The organism is Pseudomonas cavernae (assembly GCF_003595175.1).
In the GTDB taxonomy this organism is placed as follows: Bacteria; Pseudomonadota; Gammaproteobacteria; order Pseudomonadales; family Pseudomonadaceae; genus Aquipseudomonas; species Aquipseudomonas cavernae.
The window spans coordinates 2,207,018-2,230,394 of sequence record NZ_CP032419.1 but is presented as its reverse complement, the minus strand read 5'-3'; the positions used below and the strand labels follow the sequence as shown (position 1 = coordinate 2,230,394).

The following is a 23,377-nucleotide window of genomic DNA, read 5'->3' as shown; positions in this document are numbered from 1 at the left end:
CTACCCGTCGTTCGCGGATAAATCCGCTCCTACATAAAGCACTTACCCATGCAGCACGCAATTAGGACAGCGCCCTGGAAAATCCCGGCAGCGCTGACCGGAACCGGTGCTGCTCATGGTCTGCAACCTACGGAGCTGTACGACATGATCGACCAGAAACACATCGGCAAGGAGATCGGCTCCTTCTCCGTCACCGCGGAGGCCGGCCAGCTGCGCCTGTTCGCCAAGACCGTCGGTGAAACCAACCCGATCTACTTCGACGAGAACGCTGCGCGCGACGCCGGTCATCCGGGCCTGCCGCTGCCGCCGACCTTCCTCTTCTCGCTGGAATTCCTCATTCCGTCGCAAGCCTGGCGCGACGAGCTGGGCATCGTGCCGGCCCGCGTGCTGCACGGCGAGGAGACCTTCAAGTACCACCGCATGGCCTACGCCGGCGACAACCTGCACTTCCAGACCCGCATCGCCGACATCTACGCCAAGAAGGGCGGCGCCCTGGAGTTCGTGGTGCGCGAGTCGCGCGTGACCAACCAACGCGGCGAGCACGTGGCGGACCTGCGCTCCGTCCTCGTCCATCGCAACGGCTGACCCGGAGAATCCCGATGAGCACAGTTACTTTCGACTCCGTCCAGGTCGGCGACCTGCTGCCGCCGCTGGCACTGGCGCCGATCAACCGCACCACCCTGGGCCTGTTCGCCGGCGCATCGAACGACCACAACCCGCTCCACATCGACATCGACTACGCCCGCAAGGCCGGCATGAACGACGTGTTCGCCCACGGCATGCTGTCGATGGCCTACCTCGGCCGCCTGCTCACCCAGTGGGTCGACCAGCGCCAGCTGCGCGAATTCGGTGTGCGCTTTATCGGCATCACCCACCTCGGCCACCAGATCACCTGCACCGGCAAGGTGGTGGAGAAGTTCGAAGCCGACGGCGAGCAGCGCATCAAAGTGGAGATCCAGACCGCCAACCAGTACGGCGACGTGAAGATTCTCGGCGACGCGGTGATCGCCCTGTAAACGGCATTCCGCTCCCCTCTCCCACTTGTGGGAGAGGGGCTGGGGGAGAGGGGGAATTTCAACAGCCCCTCTCCCCAACCCTCTCCCGTAAACGGGAGAGGGGGCAAAAGCAGGCTCCGAAAGATCGGGGCCTGATTCTGAAAACCCCATTCGTTCAGGAGTACACAACATGGCAAAACTCGACGGCAAAGTAGCACTGGTCACCGGTTCCGGCCGCGGCATCGGTCAGCAAATCGCCCTGAAACTGGCCAGCGAAGGCGCGCGCATCGTCATCAACGACCTCGATCTCGATCCGGCCCAGGAAACTGCCGAACTGATCCGCAAGCTGGGTGGCGAAGCTGCCGTCTGCCACGGCAACGTCAGCGCCCCGGATTTCGGTGATCGCTACATCAAGACCGCGATGGACAGCTTTGGCGGCATCGACATCATCGTCAACAACGCCGGCTACACCTGGGACGACGTGGTGCAGAAGATGACCGACGAGCAGTGGTACGCGATCCTCGACTGCCACATGACCGCGCCGTTCCGCATCCTCCGCGCGGCCTACCCGATCATCAAAGCCCAGGCCCAGGCCGAAGCTGCCGTGGGCCAAGAAGTGTTCCGCAAAGTGGTCAATATTTCCTCGGTCTCGGCGCTGAAAGGCAACGCCGGACAGATGAACTACAGCGGCGCCAAAGCCGGTGTGCTCGGCATGACCCGCGCCCTGGCGCGTGAGTGGGGCCGTTTCAAGGTCAACGTCAACGCCGTGGCCTTTGGCTTCATCGAAACTCGCATGACTCGCGCCGACGCCCACGCTGGCGCCACCGTGCAGATCGAAGGCCGTGACATCCGTGTCGGCATCAACCCCGATACAGCCAAGATGCATGCCCAGCGCAACCCGCTGGGCCGCGCCGGCACCCCGGAAGAAGCCGCCAACGCCGTGTACCTGTTCTGCTCGCCGGAGTCGAACTACATCACCGCGCAAACCATCGCGGTGGCCGGCGACCTGATGTAAGCCGCACCTCGGAGTCGGCCTGCCGCGTGGCGGGCCGGCTCCACAGCCTTCCGCCAGCCCACCGGGCTGGCCGGGCCCGTGCGCCCGCCGCATCATTTTCACCTTTCCAGTTCCTAAAAATAATTCCTGGAGTTTGTATGGCCCTGCCCTCCTTTGCTCGCCAGCGTTCCCTGTTGACCTGCCTGCTCGCCGCCAGCCTGAGCCAGCCGCTGCTAGCTGCCGCCCCCCAAGCCAGCAAGCCCGCCAGCCCGATCACCGCGACGAAGAACGCCGAAGTGCTGAAGGTCCTGCCGTTCACCGACCGTGCCGATTACGAGTCGGCCAGCCGCGGGCTGATCGCGCCGTTCAGCGGGCAGATCAAGAATGCCGATGGCCAGGTGGTATGGGACATCGACGCCTACAAATTCCTCGACGCCAACAAGTCCCCTGAAAGTGTCAACCCTAGCCTGTGGCGCCTGGCCCAGCTGAACAAGCACGCCGGTTTGTTCCAGGTCGCCGAGAACATCTACCAGCTGCGCGGCATGGACGTGTCGAACATGACCGTCATCGAAGGCGATGACGGCCTGTTCATCATCGACCCGCTGACCTACGGCGAAACCGCCAAGGCCGCGCTCGAGCTGTACTACCAGCACCGGCCGAAAAAGCCGGTGGTCGCGGTCGCCTACAGCCATAGCCATGGCGACCACTTCGGCGGCGTGCGCGGCGTGGTCGACGAGGCGGACGTCAAGGCCGGCAAGGTGAAGATCTTCGCCCCATCGGGCTTTATGGAGCACGTGGTCGCCGAGAACGTGTTCGCCGGCACCGCCATGAGCCGCCGTGCGCAGTTCCAGTTCGGTTCGCTGCTGCCGCGTGGCGAAAAAGGCCAGGTCGACACCGGCATGGGCAAAACCATCGCCGTCAACGGCGCCATCAGCGTGATTGCGCCGACCGATCTGATCAAAGAACCCTACGAAACCCACCGCATTGCCGGCATCGAAGTCGAGTTCCAGCTAACCCCCGGCACCGAAGCGCCGTCGGAGATGAACTTCTTCCTGCCTAAGCAGCACGCGCTGTGCATGTCGGAAAACACCACGCAGATGATGCACAACGTGCTCACCCCGCGTGGTGCCCTGGTGCGCGACGCCAAGGCCTGGTTTGAATTCATCGACGAAAGCCTCGAGCGCTATGGCGCCAAGACCGACGTAATGTTCATTTCGCACAACTGGCCGGTCTGGGGCGGTGAACGCATCCGCACCTTCCTCGCCGACCAGCGCGACATGTACGCCTTCCTCAACAATCGCACCCTGAACCTGCTCAACAAGGGACTGACGTCGGCCGAGATCGCCGAGAAGATGGACAAGTTGCCCGGCGACCTGGAGAAGAAGTGGTACACCCGCAGTTACTACGGCTCCCTCAGCCACAACTCGCGCGCCGTGTACCAGCGCTACCTCGGTTATTACGACGGCAACCCAGCCAACCTCAACCCACTGCCCCCCGTGGATGCCGGCACCCATTACGTTGCAGCCATGGGTGGCGCCGCCGCGGTACTCAAGCAGATGCAAGCGGCCATCGCCAAAGGTGACTACCGCTGGGCTGCGACCCTCGGCAACCACCTGGTATTCGCCGAGCCGGGCAACCAGGCTGCCAAGGACCTGCAGGCAGATGCTCTGGAGCAGCTTGGCTATCAGAGCGAGAACGCCCTGTGGCGCAACATCTACCTGACCGGGACGATGGAGCTGCGCAACGGCGTGCCGGCCTATACCGGTGGCTCGACGCGATCCGACCTGGGACGCTCGATGACCGCCAGCCAGTTCTTCGACTACCTCGCCGTGCGCCTGGACAGCGACAAGGCCCAGGGCCACGACATGGTCCTCAACTGGGTGTTCGAGGACGTCAAGCAGCCCTTCGTGCTGACCCTGCGCAACGGCGTGCTGACTCATCGCGAAGGCAAGCAGAACCCGCAGGCCAACGTCACCGTGAAGATGGACAAGAGCACCCTGGACCAGATCAGCATGCGTCAGCTGGACTTCCCCACCGCGATCAAGCAGGGCGCCATCAAGCTGGACGGCAACGGCAAAAAGCTCGGCGAGTTCCTGTCCACGCTCGACACCTTCAACCAGCAATTCAATATCGTCACGCCCTGAGGCAAAGCCTTGGACAGCAGCCCAGCGCCTTGCGCTGGGCTGCTGCGTTACTGATTGCATAGAGAGCCTTTTATGAGTGAATACAACGCCCCCCTGCGCGACATGCAGTTCGTCCTGAACGAGCTGGGTCATCTGGACCAGGTCAGCGGTTTGCCCGACTGCGAGGAGATGGGACCGGATCTGGTCGAGGCGATTCTCGGCGAAGCCGGCAAGTTCGCCAGCGGCGTGCTATCGCCGCTCAACGTGAGTGGCGACCATGAAGGCGCGCGCTGGAACGATGGCGAAGTCAGCACCCCGGTTGGCTGGAAGAAAGCCTACGAGCAGTTTGTCGAAGGCGGCTGGAACGCCTTGTCCTGCGAACCGGAATTCGGCGGCCAGGGCCTGCCGCGTCTGGTCTCGGCGTTGGTCGAGGAAATGTGGAACGGCGCCAACGTGTCCTTCGGTCTGTGCCCGATGCTGACCCGTGGTGCCATCGAAGCCATCGAGCTGCGTGGCTCCGAGCATCTCAAGGCAACCTACCTGCCGAAGATGGTCAGCGGCGAGTGGACCGGTTCCATGAACCTCACCGAGCCGCAAGCCGGTTCCGACCTGGCCGCCGTGCGCAGCCGCGCCGAACCGCAGGGCGACGGCAGCTACCGCGTCTACGGCCAGAAGATCTTCATCACCTACGGCGAGCACAACCTCACCGACAATATCGTCCACCTGGTGCTGGCCCGCGTGCCGGGCGCGCCGGACGGCGTCAAAGGCATCTCGCTGTTCGTCGTGCCGAAGTTCCTGGTCAACGCCGACGGCAGCCTCGGCGCGCGCAACGATGTGCGTTGCGTGTCGATCGAACACAAGCTCGGCATCCACGCCAGCCCGACCGCGGTATTGGCCTTCGGCGACCAAGGCGGCGCCACTGGCTGGCTGGTCGGCGAAGAAAACCGCGGCCTGGAATACATGTTCATCATGATGAACGCGGCGCGCTTCTCGGTCGGCATCGAAGGCATCGGCCTGTCCGAGCGCGCCTATCAACGCGCCCTCGCCTATGCCCGCGACCGCGTGCAGGGCAGCGAACTCGGCGCCAAGAGCCGCGACAAGGTGGCGATCATCCGTCACCCGGACGTGCGGCGCATGCTGCTGTCGATGAAGTCGCGCACCGAAGCCATGCGTGCGCTGGCCTGCGAAGTGGCCACCGCGATGGACATCGCTCAGCGCCATGCCGACACCGCGCAGCGCCAGCACAGCCAGGCCTTCGTCGACCTGATGATCCCGGTGGTCAAGGGCTGGAGCACCGAGAACGCCATCGACATCGCCTCGTTGGGCGTGCAGATCCACGGCGGCATGGGCTTCATCGAGGAAACCGGTGCCGCCCAGCACCTGCGCGATGCCCGCATCACCAGCATCTACGAAGGCACCACCGGCATCCAGGCCGCCGACCTGATCGGCCGCAAGATCGCCCGCGACCAGGGCCAGGCCGTGGCTCGGGTGATCGCCCAAATGCGCGGCGTCGAGCAGCAGTTGGACGACGCCGACGACGTGGTCCTGAGCCACATCGCTCAGACGCTGCACCAGGGCATCCTGGCGCTGGAAAAGGCGGTGCGTTTCATCGTCGCCAACTACGACGCTCAGGTGCGCCAGGTATCGGTAGGTTCGGTGCCCTTCCTCGAGCTGTTCGGTATCGTCGCTGGCGGCTGGCAGCTCGCCCGCGCGGCACTGGTCGCCCAGCAACAACTAAGCGACGGCAGCGATGAGGCCCCGTTCTATCAGGCCAAGCTGCACACTGCACGCTTCTACGCCGACCACCTGCTGGTGCGCACCGGAGGTCTGGCGCAGACGCTAATCCAGGGCGGCGACGCGGCACTGGCCATGGACGACGAGTGCTTCTAGCTGGGGGATGATCAGGCGATGCAGCCCGTCCTGTGATCAAGACAGCTCCTCGACCAGCACGGCGGCATGGCTGAAGTCACCGCCACCGTGCTCGGCGGGTACGGGGCCTTGGTCGACGTAGCCCGCCTCGCCCCCTGCGCCTGGCGCTGCAGGCGCTGGGTCAGGTACATGGTTTCTCCCCTGTTCTTATTGTGGGGGAGAAACTGCTCGGAAGCTGCAGCGTGACGTTGCTGCGAGGCCTGCGACTGGGTGTTCGGCACTGCGAAGTGCAGGCTGTTCATCCACAGCGCTGGCACTCCGCGTCTTCGTCAGCCTGATTCCGCACAGACCCAGTCGCCTGTTGCGGATGGGTTCATACGGGAGGCTAAACCTTGCCCTTCCAAATCGTGAAAATGCCGTTGGCACGCAGCACCAGTCGTTCGCCGACCTTGAGCAGGCAGCTTGCATTCGCGAAGCTGCTACCCACTTTGAGCACATCGACATGCGCCTCGAGCCACTCGCCTTCGCGCACGGCTCCGAGGTAGTCGATGTTCAAATTGATCGTGATAGACGGCACTGGCGTGCCGAGCTGGCGTTTGAACACCACGCCGAAAGCCGAATCCGCCACCGTCGCCAGAAAGCCACCATGCACGATGCGCACGGAATTGAGATGCTCCGGTCCGATGCGCACGGCCACGATCGGCAGCTCGTTATGGAAATAAAAACCACCGCAAAAGCGTACGAAACCAGGCGAGACCTCCAGCGGCGCGAAGCCCTCAGGCACGTCTGTCATTGAGTTGTTTTCGGCAGCGCTCATCAGTTCACCCCTCGCGTCTTACCCGCCCAGAACGGATCACGCAGTTCGCGTTTGAGAATCTTGCCGGCCCCGGTCAGCGGTAGAGACTCGCGGAACTCGACGCTCTTCGGGCACTTGTAGCCAGCGATCGACTCGCGGCAATGCGCGCGCACTTCGTTCTCGCTGAGCGAGGTTCCCGACTTGCACACCACCACCGCATGCACCGCCTCACCCCACTGGTCATGCGGAATGCCGATCACCGCGCACATGGCCACCGCCGAGTGACGGGTGATGACGCTCTCCACTTCGGCCGAATAGACGTTCTCGCCACCGCTGACGATCATGTCCTTCAGCCGGTCGATGATGAACAGGTAGCCCTGCTCGTCCATGTAGGCGCCGTCGCCGGTGTACAGCCAGCCGTCGCGCAGCGCCTTGGCGGTTTCCTCCAGCTTGTTCCAGTAGCCCTGCATGATGTTCGGCCCGCGCACGATGATTTCCCCGACGGTGCCGCGCGGCACTTCGCGGCCGTGCTCGTCGACGACCTTGACGTTAACTCCAAAGCCGCCACGGCCGACGGAGCGAGTCAGGCCGCGCTGGCGCGCTGCCAGCGTGTGGTTCTCCGGCGGGTTGGTCGACACGATCGGGCAAGCCTCGGTGAGCCCATAGGAGTGCGACAGCTGCAGCTCGGGCAGCACGGCAAGGATCTGCTCGACTATCTCACCGGCGATGGGCGAGGCGCCGTAGGTCAGGCGCTTGAGGCTGCTCAGGTCACGCTTGACGAATTCGGGATGGGCCAGCAACGTCTGGATCATGGTCGGCACCAGGATCGTGTCGGTGACCGCCTCGCGCTCGATAATGGCCAGCACCTCGCTCGGCTCGAACATCGGCACCAGCACGAGCGAGCCACCGGAGATGAAGCCGGAGACGACGCGTGCCAGGCCGGCGATATGGAACAGCGGCATGACGAACAGGTCGCGCTTGTCCGTGGTTTGCGGAATTTCCGCCATGCGCTGGATGCACGCGGCCCACAGGTTCAGGTGCGACTGCATCACGCCTTTGGGGAAGCCAGTGGTGCCGCCGGTGTACATCACGCAGGCCAGGTCGTTGCCACCGCGACCGGCATCTTCGATCGGCGCCGCCTCGGCGATCAGCTGTGTTGCTGCTGACCGAAAACTGACCCAGTAGAGGCTGTTCTGCCGATCGAAAACTGACCCAGGTGTTCAACTGCTCCTGCTCAATTTTTGAGCAGGAGAACACAGGGTGATAAGTATGGAAATGATGGGCAAAATTCGCCGGATGTATTTTCGCGACAAGCTGTCGCTGCATGAGATAACCAAGCGCACCGGGTTGGCGCGTAACACGATCCGCAAGTGGGTCAGGGCACCGGAGACCAAGCAGCCGGCGTACCAGCGCCGCGCGGTTTTCAACAAGCTGAGTGCTTTTCACGCAACGCTGGAGCAGGCGCTGAAAGCCGACTCGCTGCGTCCCAAGCAACAGCGGCGCAGTGCCAAGGCGCTGTTGGCGCAAATCAAAGCCGAGGGTTACGACGGTGGCTACAGCCAGCTCACCGCGTTTATCCGTGCCTGGCGCGGGGATCAGGGTAAGGCTCTGCACGCCTTTGTGCCGTTGACCTTTGCGCTTGGCGAGGCGTTTCAGTTTGACTGGAGCGAGGAGGGTTTGCTGATCGGCGGCATGTACCGGCGCATGCAGGTGGCGCACCTGAAGCTATGTGCCAGCCGTGCATTCTGGCTGGTGGCTTATCCGAGCCAAGGTCACGAGATGTTGTTCGACGCGCATACGCGCTCGTTCAGCGCCTTGGGCGGCGTGCCGCGCCGAGGCATTTACGACAACATGAAGACGGCCGTCGACAAGGTCAATAAAGGCAAAGGCCGGACGGTGAATGCGCGCTTCGCGGTGATGTGCGCGCACTACCTGTTCGATCCGGACTTCTGCAACGTCGCCGCTGGCTGGGAAAAGGGCATCGTCGAAAAGAACGTGCAAGACAGCCGGCGACGCATCTGGCTGGATGCTCAAGACGGCCAATTCCATACCTTCGAGGCACTCAATGCCTGGCTGGGGCAGCGCTGCCGTGCGCTCTGGCGTGAGCTGCCGCACCCGCAATACAGCGGGCTCAGTGTGGCCGAGGTATTGGAGCTGGAACGGGCCGAAATGATGCCCATGTCCACGGCCTTCGACGGTTATGTCGAGCGTGCTGCGCGGGTTTTCAGCACCGGCCTGATCAGCGTGGGGCGCAACCGCTACTCGGTGCCGTGCGTGTTCGCTGGTCGGTGGGTCAGCAGTCGCTTGTATCCGACACGGATAGAGGTGGTGGCTGATGAGGTGTTGATTGCCAGCCACGAGCGTTTGCTGGATCGCGACCAGGTCGGCTATGACTGGCAGCACTACATCCCGCTGATTGAACGCAAGCCGGGCGCGCTGCGCAACGGCGCACCCTTTGCGGATTTGCCAGCGCCGCTGCGTCAGCTCAAGCATGGTCTGGCACGTCATGCCGGCGGAGATAGGATCATGGCGCAAGTCCTGGCCGCCGTTCCCGTTGCCGGACTCAATGCCGTGCTGGTGGCCGTAGAGCTGGTACTCGAAGCCGGCACGCTGAGCGCTGAACACATCCTGAATGTCGTAGCGCGGCTGACATCGACCGAGCCACCGCCAACAGTCGAAACCCACTTGCAGCTCAAGGAAGCGCCAGTCGCGAACACGGCACGCTACGACCGTCTGCGCGGCAGCGCCAAGGAGATCCGTCATGCGTGATCTCATGACAGAACTCAAGGAACTGCGCCTGCACGGCATGGCCAATGCCTGGGCGGACTTAGTCGCGCAAGGTGAGTCGGCCACAGCCTCCTCGAAATGGCTGCTCGAACACCTGCTCCAGCAGGAGTACGCGGATCGCGCCATCCGCTCGGTGAACCATCAAATGAGCATGGCCAAGTTGCCCATGCACCGTGATCTGGCTGGCTTCGACTTCAGCGCCTCCAGCGCCGACGAACGCCTGATCAGGGAGCTGGCCAGCCTGGCCTTTACCGACACGGCGCAGAACGTGGTGCTCATCGGCGGGCCGGGCACCGGCAAGACGCACCTGGCCACCGCGCTGGCCATGTCCGGCATCACCCTGCACGGCAAGCGCGTGCGCTTCTACTCCACGGTTGACCTGGTCAATCTGCTGGAGCGTGAGAAGCACGACGGCAAAGCCGGGCGGATCGCCCAAGCACTGCTGCGCATGGACTTGGTCATCCTCGATGAGCTGGGTTATTTGCCGTTCAGTCAGGCCGGCGGTGCCCTGCTGTTTCACCTACTGTCCAAGCTTTACGAGCACACCAGCGTCATGATCACGACCAACCTGAGCTTCGCAGAATGGTCGAGCGTGTTCGGCAACGCCAAGATGACCACAGCCCCGCTGGATCGGCTTACGCACCACTGCCACATCGTCGAAACGGGCAACGAGTCCTACCGCCTGCAACACAGCAGCTTGGTAGCCCAGGCAAGAGGGTGTGCAGAATTTTGTGTAACCGGGGTTGGGGTTACTGCTGTGGCAGCCTGTCTTCGTAGCTGATCGTAAAGCGCGTCAGCGCCGCCTTCCAGTCGCGGATCGGCATCGTCCATTTCTTGCTGATGTTGCGCAGTGCCAGGTAGAACAGTTTCAGCAGCGCTTCGTCGCTGGGGAACGAGCCGCGGTTTTTGGTGATCTTGCGCAGACTCATGTTCACCGACTCGATGGCATTGGTGGTGTAGATCACCTTGCGAATCTCCGGCGGGAAGTCGAAGAACGGCGTGATCCGCGGCCAGTTTCGCCGCCAGGATTGGCCAATCGGCAGATAGTCGTCATCCCATTTGGCCTCGAATTCGCCTAGGCGCAGTTCGGCCTCGTCGGCGGTGGCCGACTGGTAGATGCGCTTGAGATCAGCCGCCACCTCGGCCCGGCGCTTCCAGGACACGTAGTTCAGGCTGTGCCTGACCATGTGCACGATGCACAGCTGCACGCTGGTGTGCGGGAACACCGCCTCGATGGCTTCGGGGAAGCCCTTCAGGCCATCCACGCAGGCGACGAAGATGTCCTGCACGCCGCGGTTGCGCAGTTCGGTCACCACCTGCAACCAGAACTTGGCGCCCTCGTTCTGAGCGATCCACAGTCCGAGGATTTCCTTCTCGCCGGCCAGGTTGATGCCCAGTGCCAGGTACACCGCCTTCACCCGCACGGCGCCCTCGCGCACCTTGGTGTGAATGCAGTCGAGATAGACGATGGGGTAAACCGCGTCGAGCGGTCGCGACTGCCAGGCCTTCACCTCATCGGCTATGGCATCGGTCACCGAGGAAATCAGGCTAGGCGACACCTCGGCCCCATACATTTCCTGCAAGTGGGCCTGGATCTCACGCACGGTCATGCCGCGGGCATACAGCGAGAGGATCTTGTCGTCGAAGCCCGCCCAGCGGGTCTGCTGCTTCTCGACGATCTGCGGGTCGAAGGTGCCGTGGCGGTCACGCGGTACCTCGATAGGCAGCTCGCCGAACTCGCCCTTGAGCTTCTTGCGGCTGAAGCCGTTGCGGATATTGCCAGCCGGGTTGCTAGCCGGCTGATGCTTATCGTGCCCGAGGTGGTGGGTCAGCTCGGCATTCAGCGCACGCTCGACCAGCTTCTTGGTCAGTTGCTTGAGGATGCCTTCGGCACCGATCAGGTCTTCAGGTTTCTGGTAATTGGCCAGGAGCTGATCCAGCAGCTCGTCGGTGATGGGGTGTTTCGTTTTGCTCATGGTGTCTCCGGTCTGGAGCGACAGTGTCGCTCATGAGCCGGTTACACAAAAATTCGGACACCCTCCTGACTTGATCGCTTTTCGATCAGTGCGCCTGTTTTTTAAATCGTGGATGGCGAAGCAACCTGAAAACATCGGGCTACTTCAGACCATCCTTAGTCCTCAATTGCATCCTTTATTTCTTCTAAAACTCTACGTTCATAATTTCATTTATTTTCACACTGAATTACGTCGTCCTGAACAGAAATTCCATGACTAGAACACTTTACAAATTTATCTGTGGATTAATACTGGGAGCTCATTGACTTAGTCGACCGATCTCTTTTGATGAGTTGACAGCTGAAAGAAACGTGGGGCCATCCTTAAAGAGAAGACCCCACGCCATACCACAATTAATGACTACTGTCCGTTGGCAGCAATTACCACATCCAGTTGTGCCCTGAGATTGCTCGTCAGATTCAATCCGCCGCCAGCCGGCGGCACGAAAGAAGCCATAGTATTTATCAGTAACTGCACCTGGCTATCGAGCAGGGTATTGAAGTTGCCGCCGTTTGCACCCGGATTCCCCGGCGATGTCCCCGGCCCGTCATTCCAGTTAGTGTCATGCCCTGGAGGCGGCGCGTCCTGACCGTTTCCGAGCCCCTGATTCCCATGGCTAAACGAAACACGGAAGATATCCGAGACCGAGAGGCTCCCTTCGGTGCTTCCCGTCGCTGCCACTCGGTCAGTAGCAGTCACACGGATATCCAAGAAGGGCTCTACTCGCTTCGGCGATACACCAGAGAAAGTACTGGTAGCCGCGTCGAAGCTCAGCCAAGTCGGAAGAGGCGAGCCATCGGCCAGGGTGGCAGTGAAAGCAAGGCTATCGCCCTTGTCGATATCGACGAAGCTTCCTTCCGGAACCTGCCAGGAAAAGCTCCGATTGATCGGCGCGTACTGATCATTCAGCGCACAGACTAGAATCGGAGCATCATTGCTGCCCTTTACTGTGATATCCAGCGTGGAGGGGATGTCGACCCAACCGTCGGTGACGTTGAAACCGAACCGCTCGGTGATCTCGCTGTTGCGTCCAAGAGACTGGGCGGCATAGCTATCATTATCCAGGACATAGGCGTAACTGCCATTCTCTGCCAGTGCCAGCAGGTCGTAATTACCAACGTAATAGCCGGGTGCTGCGACTTTAAGAACGGTGCCGGCATCGACATCGACATCATTGCTCAGCACGTTTCCGCTGGTGAACGTCTGAACATCCTCGATCACGTGCGCAGAATCGAAGGTGACGACAGGAGCATCGTTGGTGCCAACAATGCTGATATTAACCACGCTGGTGGCGGTTGCACCCTTACTGTCGTTGATCTCATACGCGAAGCTGTCACTCAGTGTCTGACCAACTCCAAGACTCTGGAAGCGATCTCCAATGTCATAGGTAATCTCGCCATTGATCAGGACTACCGTTGCACCAATTTGCGACTCGCCGACCGACACGACAGTGAGCACGTCATTGGGATTCGGGTCGGTATCGTTGGCGAGCAGATCGGCCGCCGAGAAAACCAACGCCCCCCCATCTTCATAGGCGGTGATGCTGTCAGGATTGGCGACTGGCGGCCGATTCATCAGCATGACCATTCCTTGCCTGTCGAGCCTGGTACCATCACCGAACTCGATGCTGTTGGTCCCTTCGGTCTGAACGAACCAGTCCGCCAGCACAATGGATTCTGCGCTGCCGGTGATCTGCACGAGCATATCGTTGCCGACGCGCTCAGCTTGCAGATCGGCTTCGGTCAAATTGCTGCCGATATAAAGCGTATCGTTACCCAGTGCATCGACGATTCGATCGTTTCCATCACCCAGGCCGAAAAGGTAGCGATCATCTCCTGCGCCACCCAGCAGTGTGTCGTTGCCCTGTCCACCAGCGAGGATGTCATTGCCCGCACCGCCATCCAGCGTGTTATTGCCAGTGTTCCCAGTAAGCTCGTTGTCGAGCGTGTTGCCTGTGCCGTTGACGTCGGCCATCCCGGTGAGAACAAGGTTCTCCACGTTATCGGTCAGGGCGTAGCCGATGCTCGACTGGACGCTATCGCTACCCTCTCCGGCACTCTCATTGACGACATCGCCAGCGTGCTCGACAAGGTAGGTGTCATCACCGCTCCCACCCCACAGGGTGTCAGCCCCCACGCCACCATCCAGCCAGTCATTGCCTGCACCGCCATACAGCGTATTGGCCCCGCTATTGCCGATGAGGGTGTTGTTCAGCCCGTTACCCGTGCCGTTGATGTTGGCTCCGCCCGTCAAGGTCAGGCTTTCGATATTGGCACTCAGGGCGTAGCTGACGCTGGATAGGACAGTGTCCGCTCCCTCATTGGTATTTTCGATCACAGCATCAGCGGCATTGTCGACAGCGTAAACGTCATCGCCGGCACCACCGTTAAGGGTGTCGGCGCCTGCACCACCATCCAGCAGGTTATTGCCGCTGTTGCCGGTGATCACGTTCAGCAGCGCATTGCCCGTGCCGTTGAGGTCAGCGCTGCCAGTCAACACCAGATTTTCCACGTTAGCGGTCAGGGTGTAGGTGATAGCGGACTGGACGAGGTCAGTACCCTCGTTGATGTTCTCAATCACCTGGTCCCCGGCATTATCGATGACATAGGTGTCGTTGCCGGTGCCACCACGCAGCACGTCTGCACCTGTCCCACCATCCAGCGTGTCGTTACCGGCGTTGCCATTGAGGGTGTCATTTCCTGCCAGGCCCAGCAGTACGTTATTACTGCCATTGCCAACAATGACGTTGTCCAGCGCATTACCGCTGCCATTGAGAGCAAGCGTGCCGCTAAGGGTGAGGTTCTCGACATTATCGACAAGGGTGTAGCTGATCGAGGACTGCACGCTATCTGTGCCCTCATCAACATTCTCGGTCATCAAATCGCCAGCGTTATCCACTACGTAGCTGTCATTGCCGCTGCCTCCGAGCATTACGTCTGCGCCAATACCGCCATCGAGCGAGTCATTGCCCTCACCGGCGAACAGGGTATCGCTGCCTGCGCCACCGTTCAGCGAGTCGTTCCCCACGCCGCTGTCCAACACGTTATTGCCGCTGTTACCGATGATCGTGTTGTCGAGCAGATTGCCGGTACCGTCGATGTTGGACGAGCCCGTCAGGTTAAGGATCTCGACATTATCCGTCAGGCTGTAGGTGATGGCCGATTGAACGGTATCGGAGCCCTCGCCAACTCCCTCCGTCACCAGGTCACCAACATCGTCCACCACATAGGTGTCGTTACCGCTGCCCGCGCGCATCAGGTCTGCGCCCGTGCCGCCATCCAGCAGATCATTGCCGTCACCACCCAGCAGGGTATCGTCACCGCTGTTGCCGTAGAGAGAGTCGTTCCCGGTGCCCCCATCCAACAGGTTGGAACCACTGTTACCGGTGATCACGTTAGCCAGCGTATTACCGGTGCCGTCGAGGTCGGCGCTGCCAGTCAACGTCAGGTTTTCCACGTTGGCCGTCAGGCTGTAGGTGATAGCGGACTGCACGAGGTCAGTGCCCTCGTTGGCGCTCTCGATCACCTGATCCCCGGCTTCATCGACGACATAGGTGTCGTTGCCGGCATTGCCACGCATCAGGTCTGCGCCCGTGCCGCCATCCAGCGTGTCGTTGCCGGCGTTGCCGATCAGACTGTCGTTGCCGTCCAGACCTTTCAGTACGTTGGCGCCGCTGTTACCGGCAAGCACGTTATCCAGCGCATTGCCGGTGCCATTGATGTTGGCCGAACCGGTCAGGGTAAGATTCTCGACGTTATCGGTCAGGGTGTAGCTGATCGAGGACTGAACGGTATCGGAGCCTTCATCGGCAAGCTCAGTCACTTGGTCGACGGCATTGTCCACCACATAGGTGTCATTACCGCTGCTGCCCGCCATGGCGTCTGCCCCCGTACCGCCATCGAGCAGGTCATTACCCTCGCCGGCGAGCAGGGTATCGTTGCCTGCACCGCCGAACAGCGAGTCATTGCCTATACCGCTGTCCAATACGTTATTACCGTTATTACCGGTGATGACGTTGTCGAGCAGATTGCCGGTGCCGTTGAGATTGGCGGCTCCGGTGAGAGTGAGGTTTTCGACGTTATCCGTCAGGGTGTAGGTGATGGAGGACTGAACCAAATCAGTTCCTTCCGCGGCGTTCTCGATTACTTGATCGTCGATATTGTCCACCACGTAGGTGTCATTGCCGGTGCCGGCAGTCATCACGTCTGCGCCCGTACCGCCGTCAAGCAAGTCATTGCCATCTCCGCCCAGTAGCACGTCGCCCCCAGCGTTACCGTAGAGGGTGTCGTTGCCAGCACCACCGTCCAACTGGTTGGTCCCGCTATTGCCGGTAATGACGTTACCCAAGCTGTTGCCAGTACCATCGAGATCGGCGCTGCCGGTCAAGGTTAGATTTTCGACGTTGGCCGTGAGGATATAGGCAATCGACGCCTGAACGAGATCCGTCCCTTCGTTGAGGTTCTCAACCACCTGGTCCCCGAGGTCATCAACAACATAGGTATCGTTGCCTTGGTTACCGCGCATCAGGTCCGCGCCCGTGCCGCCATTCAACGTATCGTTACCCGCATTGCCGATCAGCGAGTCGTTACCGCCAAGCCCGCTCAGCACGTTGGAGCCGCTGTTGCCTGTCAGCACATTATCCAGGGCATTGCCGGTGCCATTGATATTGGCAGAACCAGTCAGGGTAAGGTTTTCGAGGTTATCCCCGAAGGTGTAAGTGATGGAGGACTGAACGGTGTCCGTCCCCTCATCCAGGTCCTCGGCAACCTGGTCGCCAGTGTTGTCCACTACATAGGTGTCATTGCCCACACCACCGGCCATGTTGTCGGCACCGCTACCACCATCGAGTAGGTCGTCACCGGCATCGTCAATCAGTGTGTCATTGCCGGCGAGGCCATAAAGTCGGTTGTTGCCGGTATTACCCAATACGATGTTATTGAGCTCATTGCCGGTGCCAGTGGTATCGCCCGTGCCGGTCAGGGTGAGATTTTCCACATTGGCCGACAGCGTATAGCTAACCGAGGCATAGGCAATATCGATGCCCTCGTTGCTCAGTTCGACCAGTTTGTCCGCAGTGTTGTCGACGATATAGGCATCGTTGCCGGCACCGCCAAGCATCGTATCCGCTCCTGCCGCGCCATCCAGGATGTTGTCGCCGCTGTTGCCAGTGATGGTGTTATCCAGGGCGTTGCCTGTGCCGAGGAGATGGTCCGTTCCGGTCAGGGTCAGGTTTTCGACATGCTCGGAGAGCACATAGTCTGCCGACGATTGCACGGTATCGATGCCTTCGTCAGCGCTCTCGATTGCCACGTCAGCACTGTCGCTGACAATGTAGGTGTCGTCACCGCCGAGGCCAGTGAGAACGTTGATACCGCTGTTGCTGGTCAGGATATTGTTCAGCTCGTTGCCAATACCCTTCAGGTCCTCGGCTCCGCTCAGAACCAGATTCTCGACATGCTCGGTCAGGGTGTAGTCGACGGTGGCATGCACGGTATCGATGCCACCAGCAACCCCGACAGAGGTTGCTGCAAGAGTGGCGAAACGCATGAGGCCAGCACTGTCGCCCTGCTCGACGACCAAGTCTCCAGCATCGTCTACCACGTAGGTATCGTCGCCGTCCCCGCCCACCATAGTGTCGGCACCGGCTCCACCGTCCAGCAGGTTGTTGCCACTGTTGCCGATCAGCTGATTGTCCAGCGCGTTGCCGTTACCCGAGAGATTGCCATCACCCGTAAGCAGCAGATTCTCGACATGAGCGGTCAGGCTGTAATCGATAGACGCACGAACGGTGTCGATACCCTCTCCAGTGTTTTCAACAACGATGTCCGCAAGGCTTTCTACCACGAAGGTGTCGTCACCGACCGCACCGGCCATGGTGTCGGTGCCAGTTCCACCATCCAGCAGATTGTTGCCGCTGTTGCCGGTCAGCTGATTGTCCAGCGCGTTACCGGTACCGCTGAGGTTCTCCGTCCCGGTCAGAATCAGGTTTTCCAGATGGTCGCCCAGAACATAGGAAAGGCTCGCACTGACCGTATCCATCCCTTCGCCAGACAGCTCGCTAACCAAATCGCCCACGTTATCGACGACGTAGTGGTCATTACCTACCCCGCCGACCATCAGATCGCGCCCGGTCCCGCCATCAAGCAAATCGTTGCCGGCACCACCATAAAGCCTGTCGACACCAGCCATACCCAGCAGCACGTTGTTGCCACTGTTGCCGTTGATCAGATTGTCTAGGCCGTTGCCGGCGCCATCAATATCGGCATCACCGACAAGCTTCAGGTTTTCCACCTGCTCGGCAAGCGTGTAGCTGACGGAGGCAGACACCGTATCGAGCCCTTCGCCAGCCAGCTCGACTACCGTATCGCCGGCATGATCGACTATGTAACTGTCGTCGCCAGCACCGCCCTGCATCGCGTCGGCGCCAACACCCCCGTCCAGTCGGTTCTTACCGCTATTGCCGAGCAGCAGGTTATCCAGCTCGTTACCAGTGCCATCAATGGAAGCGGTACCAACCAGGACCAGATTTTCGGTATTAGCCTGCAGGGCGTAACTGACCGAACTGCGGACGCTGTCCACACCCTCGCCGGACTGCTCGATTACCACATCCGCCGTGGAGTCGACGACATAGGAGTCATCTCCTGTGCCGCCCACCAGCGTATCGGCCCCTTTGCCTCCATTCAGGCTATCGTTGCCTTCCAGTCCGTACAGGGCGTTGTTGCCATCATTACCGAGAAGAACGTTGTCCCACTGGTTACCGGTACCCGTGAGGTGGCTGCCACCGGTGAGTTCGAGATTCTCGAGGTCGTCAATCAGTTGGTAGTCGATGGCGGCCTTGACGCTATCGACGCCTTCGCCCGCCAACTCGACAACCTCGTCGGCGGCGTCATCGACCACATAGCTGTCGTTGCCAGTGCCACCGACCAGGACGTCGGCTCCGGCACCTCCATCGAGGGTATCGTCAGCCTCCAGCCCCATCAGGACGTTGGCGGCCGCATTCCCCTGGAGAATGTTGTCCAGCTCGTTACCCATACCATCGATAGCGGCAGTGCCAGTCAGGCTGAGGTTTTCCAGGTTTTCGGCCAAGGTCCAGGTCAAGCTGCTTTGCACGGTATCGATACCGGCATCTGCCTGTTCGATAACATGATCACCGGCATTGTTGACCACATAGGTATCGTCACCGCCGAGGCCAGCCAGGACGTTGTCCAGCTCGTTGCCAACGATGACGTTGTCCAGCTCGTTACCCGTACCCGTCACGGCTACTCCGGTGAGGGTCAGGTTCTCGAGATTCGCGCCAAGGACGTAATCGAAGGGGCTGATGACGGTATCCGAGCCTTCCATGGTCTGCTCGGCAATGGTGTCCGCCAGGTTGTCCAGAATGTAGGTGTCGTTACCACGGCCACCGGCCATGCTGTCCGCCCCCAGGCCACCATCCAGCACGTTGTTACCACTGTTGCCGGTCAGCTGGTTGTCCAGCGCATTGCCGGTACCATCGATGGCAGCACCGCCGGTCAGAACGAGACTTTCGAGGCTGGCTCCAAGGTTGTAGGAGATGGAGGAGCTGACGGTGTCGTTGCCTTCGCCCTCGCTCTCCACAACCTGATCGCCGCTGTTGTCGACCACATAGGTATCGTTGCCCACACCGCCGATTAGGGTGTCTGCGCCTGTGCCACCATCGAGCACATCGTTGCCAGCCAGGCCAAGCAGGGTGTTGGCCGCGCCGTTGCCGGCAATGACGTTATCCAGCTCGTTGCCGGTGCCGTCGATGCTGGCGGTGCCGGTCAGGGTGAGGTGTTCTACATCGTTGCCCAGGGTGTAGGCGATGCTCGACTGAACACTGTCGATGCCTTCGCTGGGGTTCTCCACCACCGCATCGGCGAAGTCATCCACCACATAAGCATCGTTACCTTGCCCACCGACCAGCAGATCGGCACCGGTTCCGCCATCCAGCCGGTCATTGCCATCGCCGCCCAGCAGCGTGTCGTTGCCCGCGCCGCCCGACAGGTTGTCGTTACCGGTCAGGCCCGCCAGTGTGTTGTCGCCGCCGTTGCCGGTGATGACGTTGGCCAGCTCGTTGCCCGTACCACTCAGGTGGGCCTCGCCAGTGAGCACGAGGTTTTCCAGATGGCTGCCCAGGGTGTAATCGATGGAGCTCTGGACGGTATCTGTACCCTGGTTGGTCAGCTCGCTCACGCTGTCGCCGACGCTGTCCACCACATAGGTATCGTTACCGACACCGCCAAGCAGGGTGTCGTCTCCGGCGCCGCCATCGAGAAGGTCGTTACCATAATTGCCCACAAGGACATCGTTGCCCGCCAGACCCAGCAGGCGGTTGTCGCCATCATTGCCGATCACTCGGTTGTCGAGCGCGTTGCCGGTGCCATTGATGTTGGCAGCGCCAAGCAGGCTCAGACTCTCCAGGTTGTCACCAAGGCTGTAGCTGACCTTGCTTTCGATCGTATCGAGGCCGGCATCTAGCTCCTCGCTTACCTGGTCGAGAGTGTTGTCGACGATGTAGGTATCGTTGCCCACGCCACCGACCATGGTGTCGGCTCCGCTCCCACCATCGAGCCAGTCGCCGCCGGCGCCACCTTCCAGGTTATCGTTGCCGGCGCCTGCCGCCAGCAAGTCGTTAGCATCTGTACCCGCCAGGTTGTCGGCGCTCACCGTGCCGAATTGCATGGCAGCCAGGTCGAAGCTGCGGCCATCGGCGAAGCGGACGGTGTCGATGCGTCGAGGCGAATCGCTCAAGCCGCCCAGCCAATTGGCGACGGTGAGGCTATCGCGGCCATTGATATGGCTGAACAGCAGATTGCTGCCGTCGAGGCTAATCGTGATATCGCCGGCCGCTATTCCCGAGCCGAACTCGATCGTGTTGCTGTCCTGCTCGCCGAGGCTTTCGATGATGACGTCGTGACCATCACGCAGGTTGAAGCGGTACAGATCGCTGCCCTGGCCGCCGAACAGCGTGTCGCTTCCGCTGCCGCCGCTCAGGCTATCGTTGCCCGCACCACCCAGGACCAGATCGTCGCCGCCCTGCCCTTGCAGAACGCCACCATTCGCGTCACTGATGACGACGTCGTTACCACTGGACTCCTCACCTGGCAGGCGAACGCCGGAGTAACCGAAATCGGCCAGGGCGGCCAAGGCCGCCGCTTCGCCAGACCCGCCCAGTGCCTCATTCAGCCATTGATTCAACTGGCCAAGGCCTTCCCAGCCTTGCGCGGCCAAATTCACGCCAACTACGCGCTGCAGATCCAGCAGGTCGCGGATCGCCTCGCCAGGCGCGCTGTCGTAGCGCGCCTGGAACAGGCTGTCGACCTGCGAGAAATCAAGACGAAGGCCAGATTCGTCGATAGCCAGGGAAACCGCATCCATATAGGGCTTGAGGCGGGTTTGCAGCAGCAGAGCGTCGTAGACCGATTGCCGCAAGGTTTCATAGGCGCTTTCAAGGAACCCCGCCTGGCCCGCGTTAACTGCCAAGTCCTCTTCGGTGATGTAGACCGTGTGGGTTCCGAACAGCATTCCACCTAGCGCACCCCCGGTGTTTCGGGAGGTCGCTCCGGAAGCAAGCCGGAACGAAACGTCGCGGTCCCCGTTCTCGGCTTGAGTCTCTTGCTTAGCGAAATTGAAGAAGTTTTGAGCGTTGAAGACCTCAAGGATTTTTATTTTTTCCAGCAGGCCTTTTTTCGCCAGCTGCTCAGCCGTAGGCCCGGTATCTTCCTCAAGAGGAAATCCGAGACTGCCACCACTGCCTGACCCCGAGCCACCGGACAATGAAAAACCACTCTCCGGCTTGTTCCAGGAGTAGGCAAACTCAAATTCAATGTCCAAAAAACCGGACTCGGTGTTCAGGTTGCTGACCCGTTGATCGAACGTCCTGAAATCGCTACTGCTGGCCCACTCAACCAGCAGCTTGTCCACCAAGGCGAGCTGTTGGTCCCGCGTAGTGGCCTGGGCGTATTGGCTCAGAACAGTGCGCAGTCCGGCATCCAGCATGGCGGCCTCCTGCAGATCGCGAACCGCGCCGGAGCCTTGCATGTCCGGCAGCGCCGCTACTTCCTCGCTGAGCTCAATATGGTCGGTGTATTCCCGATAGAACGGATTGCTGGCCAGATCCAGGTTGGCCGCCAGGCTCTGGTTACCACTCACTTCACCCGCGGAGCCATCCAGGCGCACGAAGCTGCCAACGGCGCTGATCAGGTTGCCGTTGCTCGCTTGGTTACTGCTCTTGGCCGTGAGATTGATGGAGGCGATATTGCTTTCCACCAGGGTTTTCAGTTCGCCAGCCTGGGATACCCCGTCCTGGTTAAGATCCTGCCAGACCCGCACACTGGCGAAGTGCTCATCCTGGGCATCGAATATGCCATCGCCATTGCTATCCAACTCGCGCAACGCATCGAAGCCATCGGTGGCCGTGCTGCCATCGCGCTTGACGGTATCGACGCCGAACAGTTCGGCGCCGGTGTCGATAGTGCCGTTATCATTGAGGTCCAAGGCCAGGAAACCATCGTCCCCTTTGACCCAGCCCGTGCCGGTTTTCAGGCCATCACTATCGAAGTCGAAAGTAATACCGGAGTTGGCGGAAACGGTTTCGATTCCGTCATCGTCGAGGTCTAAGGTTAGTGGATCACGGCGCGGGATAAAGTTGAGGGCGGAGGTGTAGTCATCATTCACCCCCGCTGAAACAAAGTTATCCCACCACAATTCACCCGCTTGTCCGCCAACGAATGCTGCAGCAATCCCTATGAGAAGGGTCGCAAACCCGCTTATTGGCAAAGTTGCAATAAAGGCAGCGGTGATTACTCCAGCAACAATCCCCCCCAACATTGCTGATGAGATGCGCCCAAGTTCATCATAATTACCTTGCTCTATTGCAGAAATCCCTTTAGCAATATCAATTCCATAGCCAATTGGACCAACATGCTCAAGAGCACTAGACGCCCGGTTCAATACACTACTTTTTAACCAAGCCTCGCTGCTTTTTCCTTGCTGCTCGCTGAGAATTTGACGCATCTGAGATGCGTACTCTTTATAGTATTTGGCTCGTTCTGTAGCCCCTTCAGTCTCTGCAATAGCTTGATACTTATCAGCCAGCCGTGCTGCAACCTCCATATCATTTGACAGCTTGCCAGCCAACTGAGAATAGGCTTCCGCTTTATTTGTAGCTTTTTCGGCAAAATAATCAGCACCCTCTGATGCAGTTTCCTTTGCCAAATCTTGAGAAAAATCTTCGATGCTTTTCTGCATCTCTTGACTTTGATTATCGCTCTCACTCATGGAAATCTCCCTTTTCCTTTACCGTAAAATTGGTGAAACCTCTAACGAGAATATACAATCCCAAACCGCCAACCGCTGAAAACACAGAGAAGATCAGCGAAAGAAGCAAGTCACTATTAAGTCCCGCCGAATATATCAGCCGCATCATGCCATCTTTATGCACAAGTTCCCCAGACCAAAATATGTGGGGAAAACCATAGCAGAAGACCGCCAGAGCCGAACCGGCGATTAAACAGCCGGTGAAAGTAAATATTCTTATCACCTCAAAATCCTGCCTCCGGATCAATCCAAAAACAACAGCAACAATCGCTGAGGTAGTTGCCGAAATCTGGATCGCAGAGGAAGATACACCACCCAAATGGCTTTCAATATTCAAAAGAGCCGGACTTAAAAATACTCTTAGCTTAAGGCTTAATGCCAAAGTCAGCCAATAAAAAACAAACGAAAAAGTGAAGCATGACTCGACAACCATCTTACCTAGCATAGAGCACCTTTTATGCGCACCGATCAGCCTTGAT

12 protein-coding genes are annotated in these 23,377 nt (G+C 60.0%); 7 read left to right on the top strand and 5 right to left on the bottom strand.

From position 1 onward, the window contains the following. Positions 1-144 precede the first annotated feature (144 nt). From D3880_RS10270 to D3880_RS10250, 5 genes are all read left to right on the top strand, one after another. Complete coding sequence (locus D3880_RS10270) at positions 145-585, top strand: MaoC family dehydratase N-terminal domain-containing protein (protein ID WP_119893365.1); 441 nt, start codon at positions 145-147, stop codon at positions 583-585. 14 nt (positions 586-599) lie between these two features. After that, positions 600-1,016 (top strand): MaoC family dehydratase, encoded by a 417-nt coding sequence (locus D3880_RS10265; protein WP_119893364.1) that lies wholly within the window; start codon positions 600-602, stop codon positions 1,014-1,016. Positions 1,017-1,185: 169 nt separating this feature from the next. Continuing rightward, positions 1,186-2,010 carry an SDR family NAD(P)-dependent oxidoreductase gene (locus tag D3880_RS10260; protein ID WP_119893363.1) on the top strand — a complete coding sequence of 275 codons (825 nt, stop codon included), beginning with the start codon at positions 1,186-1,188 and terminating at the stop codon, positions 2,008-2,010. 137 nt (positions 2,011-2,147) lie between these two features. Further along, the gene (locus tag D3880_RS10255; protein WP_119893362.1) at positions 2,148-4,133 is read left to right on the top strand and encodes an alkyl/aryl-sulfatase; all 1,986 of its coding nucleotides are present in this window, start codon (positions 2,148-2,150) and stop codon (positions 4,131-4,133) included. Positions 4,134-4,205: 72 nt separating this feature from the next. Next, a complete protein-coding gene (locus D3880_RS10250; protein WP_119893361.1) occupies positions 4,206-6,002 on the top strand; it encodes an acyl-CoA dehydrogenase in 1,797 nt (598 codons plus the stop codon). A gap of 364 nt (positions 6,003-6,366) precedes the next feature. Here D3880_RS10250 and D3880_RS10240 read toward each other — a convergent pair whose 3' ends face one another. Together D3880_RS10240 and D3880_RS10235 are read right to left on the bottom strand one after the other, a co-directional pair. Further along, the gene (locus tag D3880_RS10240) at positions 6,367-6,798 is read right to left on the bottom strand and encodes a PaaI family thioesterase (protein ID WP_238474427.1); all 432 of its coding nucleotides are present in this window, start codon (positions 6,796-6,798) and stop codon (positions 6,367-6,369) included. Then, a complete protein-coding gene (locus tag D3880_RS10235) occupies positions 6,798-7,865 on the bottom strand; it encodes a class I adenylate-forming enzyme family protein (protein WP_119893359.1) in 1,068 nt (355 codons plus the stop codon). The genes D3880_RS10240 and D3880_RS10235 overlap by 1 nt, the downstream gene beginning before the upstream one ends. 181 nt (positions 7,866-8,046) lie before the next feature. Here D3880_RS10235 and istA point away from each other — a divergent pair, with 181 nt between their 5' ends. Both istA and istB read left to right on the top strand, forming a co-directional pair. Further along, complete coding sequence (gene istA, locus D3880_RS10225; RefSeq protein WP_162934978.1) at positions 8,047-9,546, top strand: IS21 family transposase; 1,500 nt, start codon at positions 8,047-8,049, stop codon at positions 9,544-9,546. Next, the gene (istB, locus tag D3880_RS10220; protein WP_238474426.1) at positions 9,539-10,345 is read left to right on the top strand and encodes an IS21-like element helper ATPase IstB; all 807 of its coding nucleotides are present in this window, start codon (positions 9,539-9,541) and stop codon (positions 10,343-10,345) included. Before istA ends, istB begins: the two co-directional genes overlap by 8 nt. Here istB and D3880_RS10215 read toward each other — a convergent pair. The 3 genes from D3880_RS10215 to D3880_RS22715 form a co-directional block, all read right to left on the bottom strand. Next, positions 10,314-11,540 (bottom strand): IS256 family transposase, encoded by a 1,227-nt coding sequence (locus D3880_RS10215; RefSeq protein ID WP_119893358.1) that lies wholly within the window; start codon positions 11,538-11,540, stop codon positions 10,314-10,316. The genes istB and D3880_RS10215 overlap by 32 nt on opposite strands. Before the next feature lie 399 nt (positions 11,541-11,939). Further along, positions 11,940-22,859 carry a VCBS domain-containing protein gene (locus D3880_RS23190; RefSeq protein WP_119893357.1) on the bottom strand — a complete coding sequence of 3,640 codons (10,920 nt, stop codon included), beginning with the start codon at positions 22,857-22,859 and terminating at the stop codon, positions 11,940-11,942. Then, positions 22,852-23,343 (bottom strand): hypothetical protein, encoded by a 492-nt coding sequence (locus tag D3880_RS22715; RefSeq protein WP_162934977.1) that lies wholly within the window; start codon positions 23,341-23,343, stop codon positions 22,852-22,854. Before D3880_RS22715 ends, D3880_RS23190 begins: the two co-directional genes overlap by 8 nt. Positions 23,344-23,377: the final 34 nt, after the last annotated feature.

What these genes read in the sequence shown, in the direction of transcription:
- D3880_RS10270 (WP_119893365.1), top strand. Translation starts at nt 145, where the DNA reads ATGATCGACCAGAAACACATCGGCAAGGAGATCGGCTCCTTCTCCGTC.
- D3880_RS10265 (WP_119893364.1), top strand. Translation starts at nt 600, where the DNA reads ATGAGCACAGTTACTTTCGACTCCGTCCAGGTCGGCGACCTGCTGCCG.
- D3880_RS10260 (WP_119893363.1), top strand. Translation starts at nt 1,186, where the DNA reads ATGGCAAAACTCGACGGCAAAGTAGCACTGGTCACCGGTTCCGGCCGC.
- D3880_RS10255 (WP_119893362.1), top strand. Translation starts at nt 2,148, where the DNA reads ATGGCCCTGCCCTCCTTTGCTCGCCAGCGTTCCCTGTTGACCTGCCTG.
- D3880_RS10250 (WP_119893361.1), top strand. Translation starts at nt 4,206, where the DNA reads ATGAGTGAATACAACGCCCCCCTGCGCGACATGCAGTTCGTCCTGAAC.
- D3880_RS10240 (WP_238474427.1), bottom strand. Translation starts at nt 6,798, where the DNA reads ATGAGCGCTGCCGAAAACAACTCAATGACAGACGTGCCTGAGGGCTTC.
- D3880_RS10235 (WP_119893359.1), bottom strand. Translation starts at nt 7,865, where the DNA reads ATGTACACCGGCGGCACCACTGGCTTCCCCAAAGGCGTGATGCAGTCG.
- istA (WP_162934978.1), top strand. Translation starts at nt 8,047, where the DNA reads ATGGAAATGATGGGCAAAATTCGCCGGATGTATTTTCGCGACAAGCTG.
- istB (WP_238474426.1), top strand. Translation starts at nt 9,539, where the DNA reads ATGCGTGATCTCATGACAGAACTCAAGGAACTGCGCCTGCACGGCATG.
- D3880_RS10215 (WP_119893358.1), bottom strand. Translation starts at nt 11,540, where the DNA reads ATGAGCAAAACGAAACACCCCATCACCGACGAGCTGCTGGATCAGCTC.
- D3880_RS23190 (WP_119893357.1), bottom strand. Translation starts at nt 22,859, where the DNA reads ATGAGTGAGAGCGATAATCAAAGTCAAGAGATGCAGAAAAGCATCGAA.
- D3880_RS22715 (WP_162934977.1), bottom strand. Translation starts at nt 23,343, where the DNA reads ATGCTAGGTAAGATGGTTGTCGAGTCATGCTTCACTTTTTCGTTTGTT.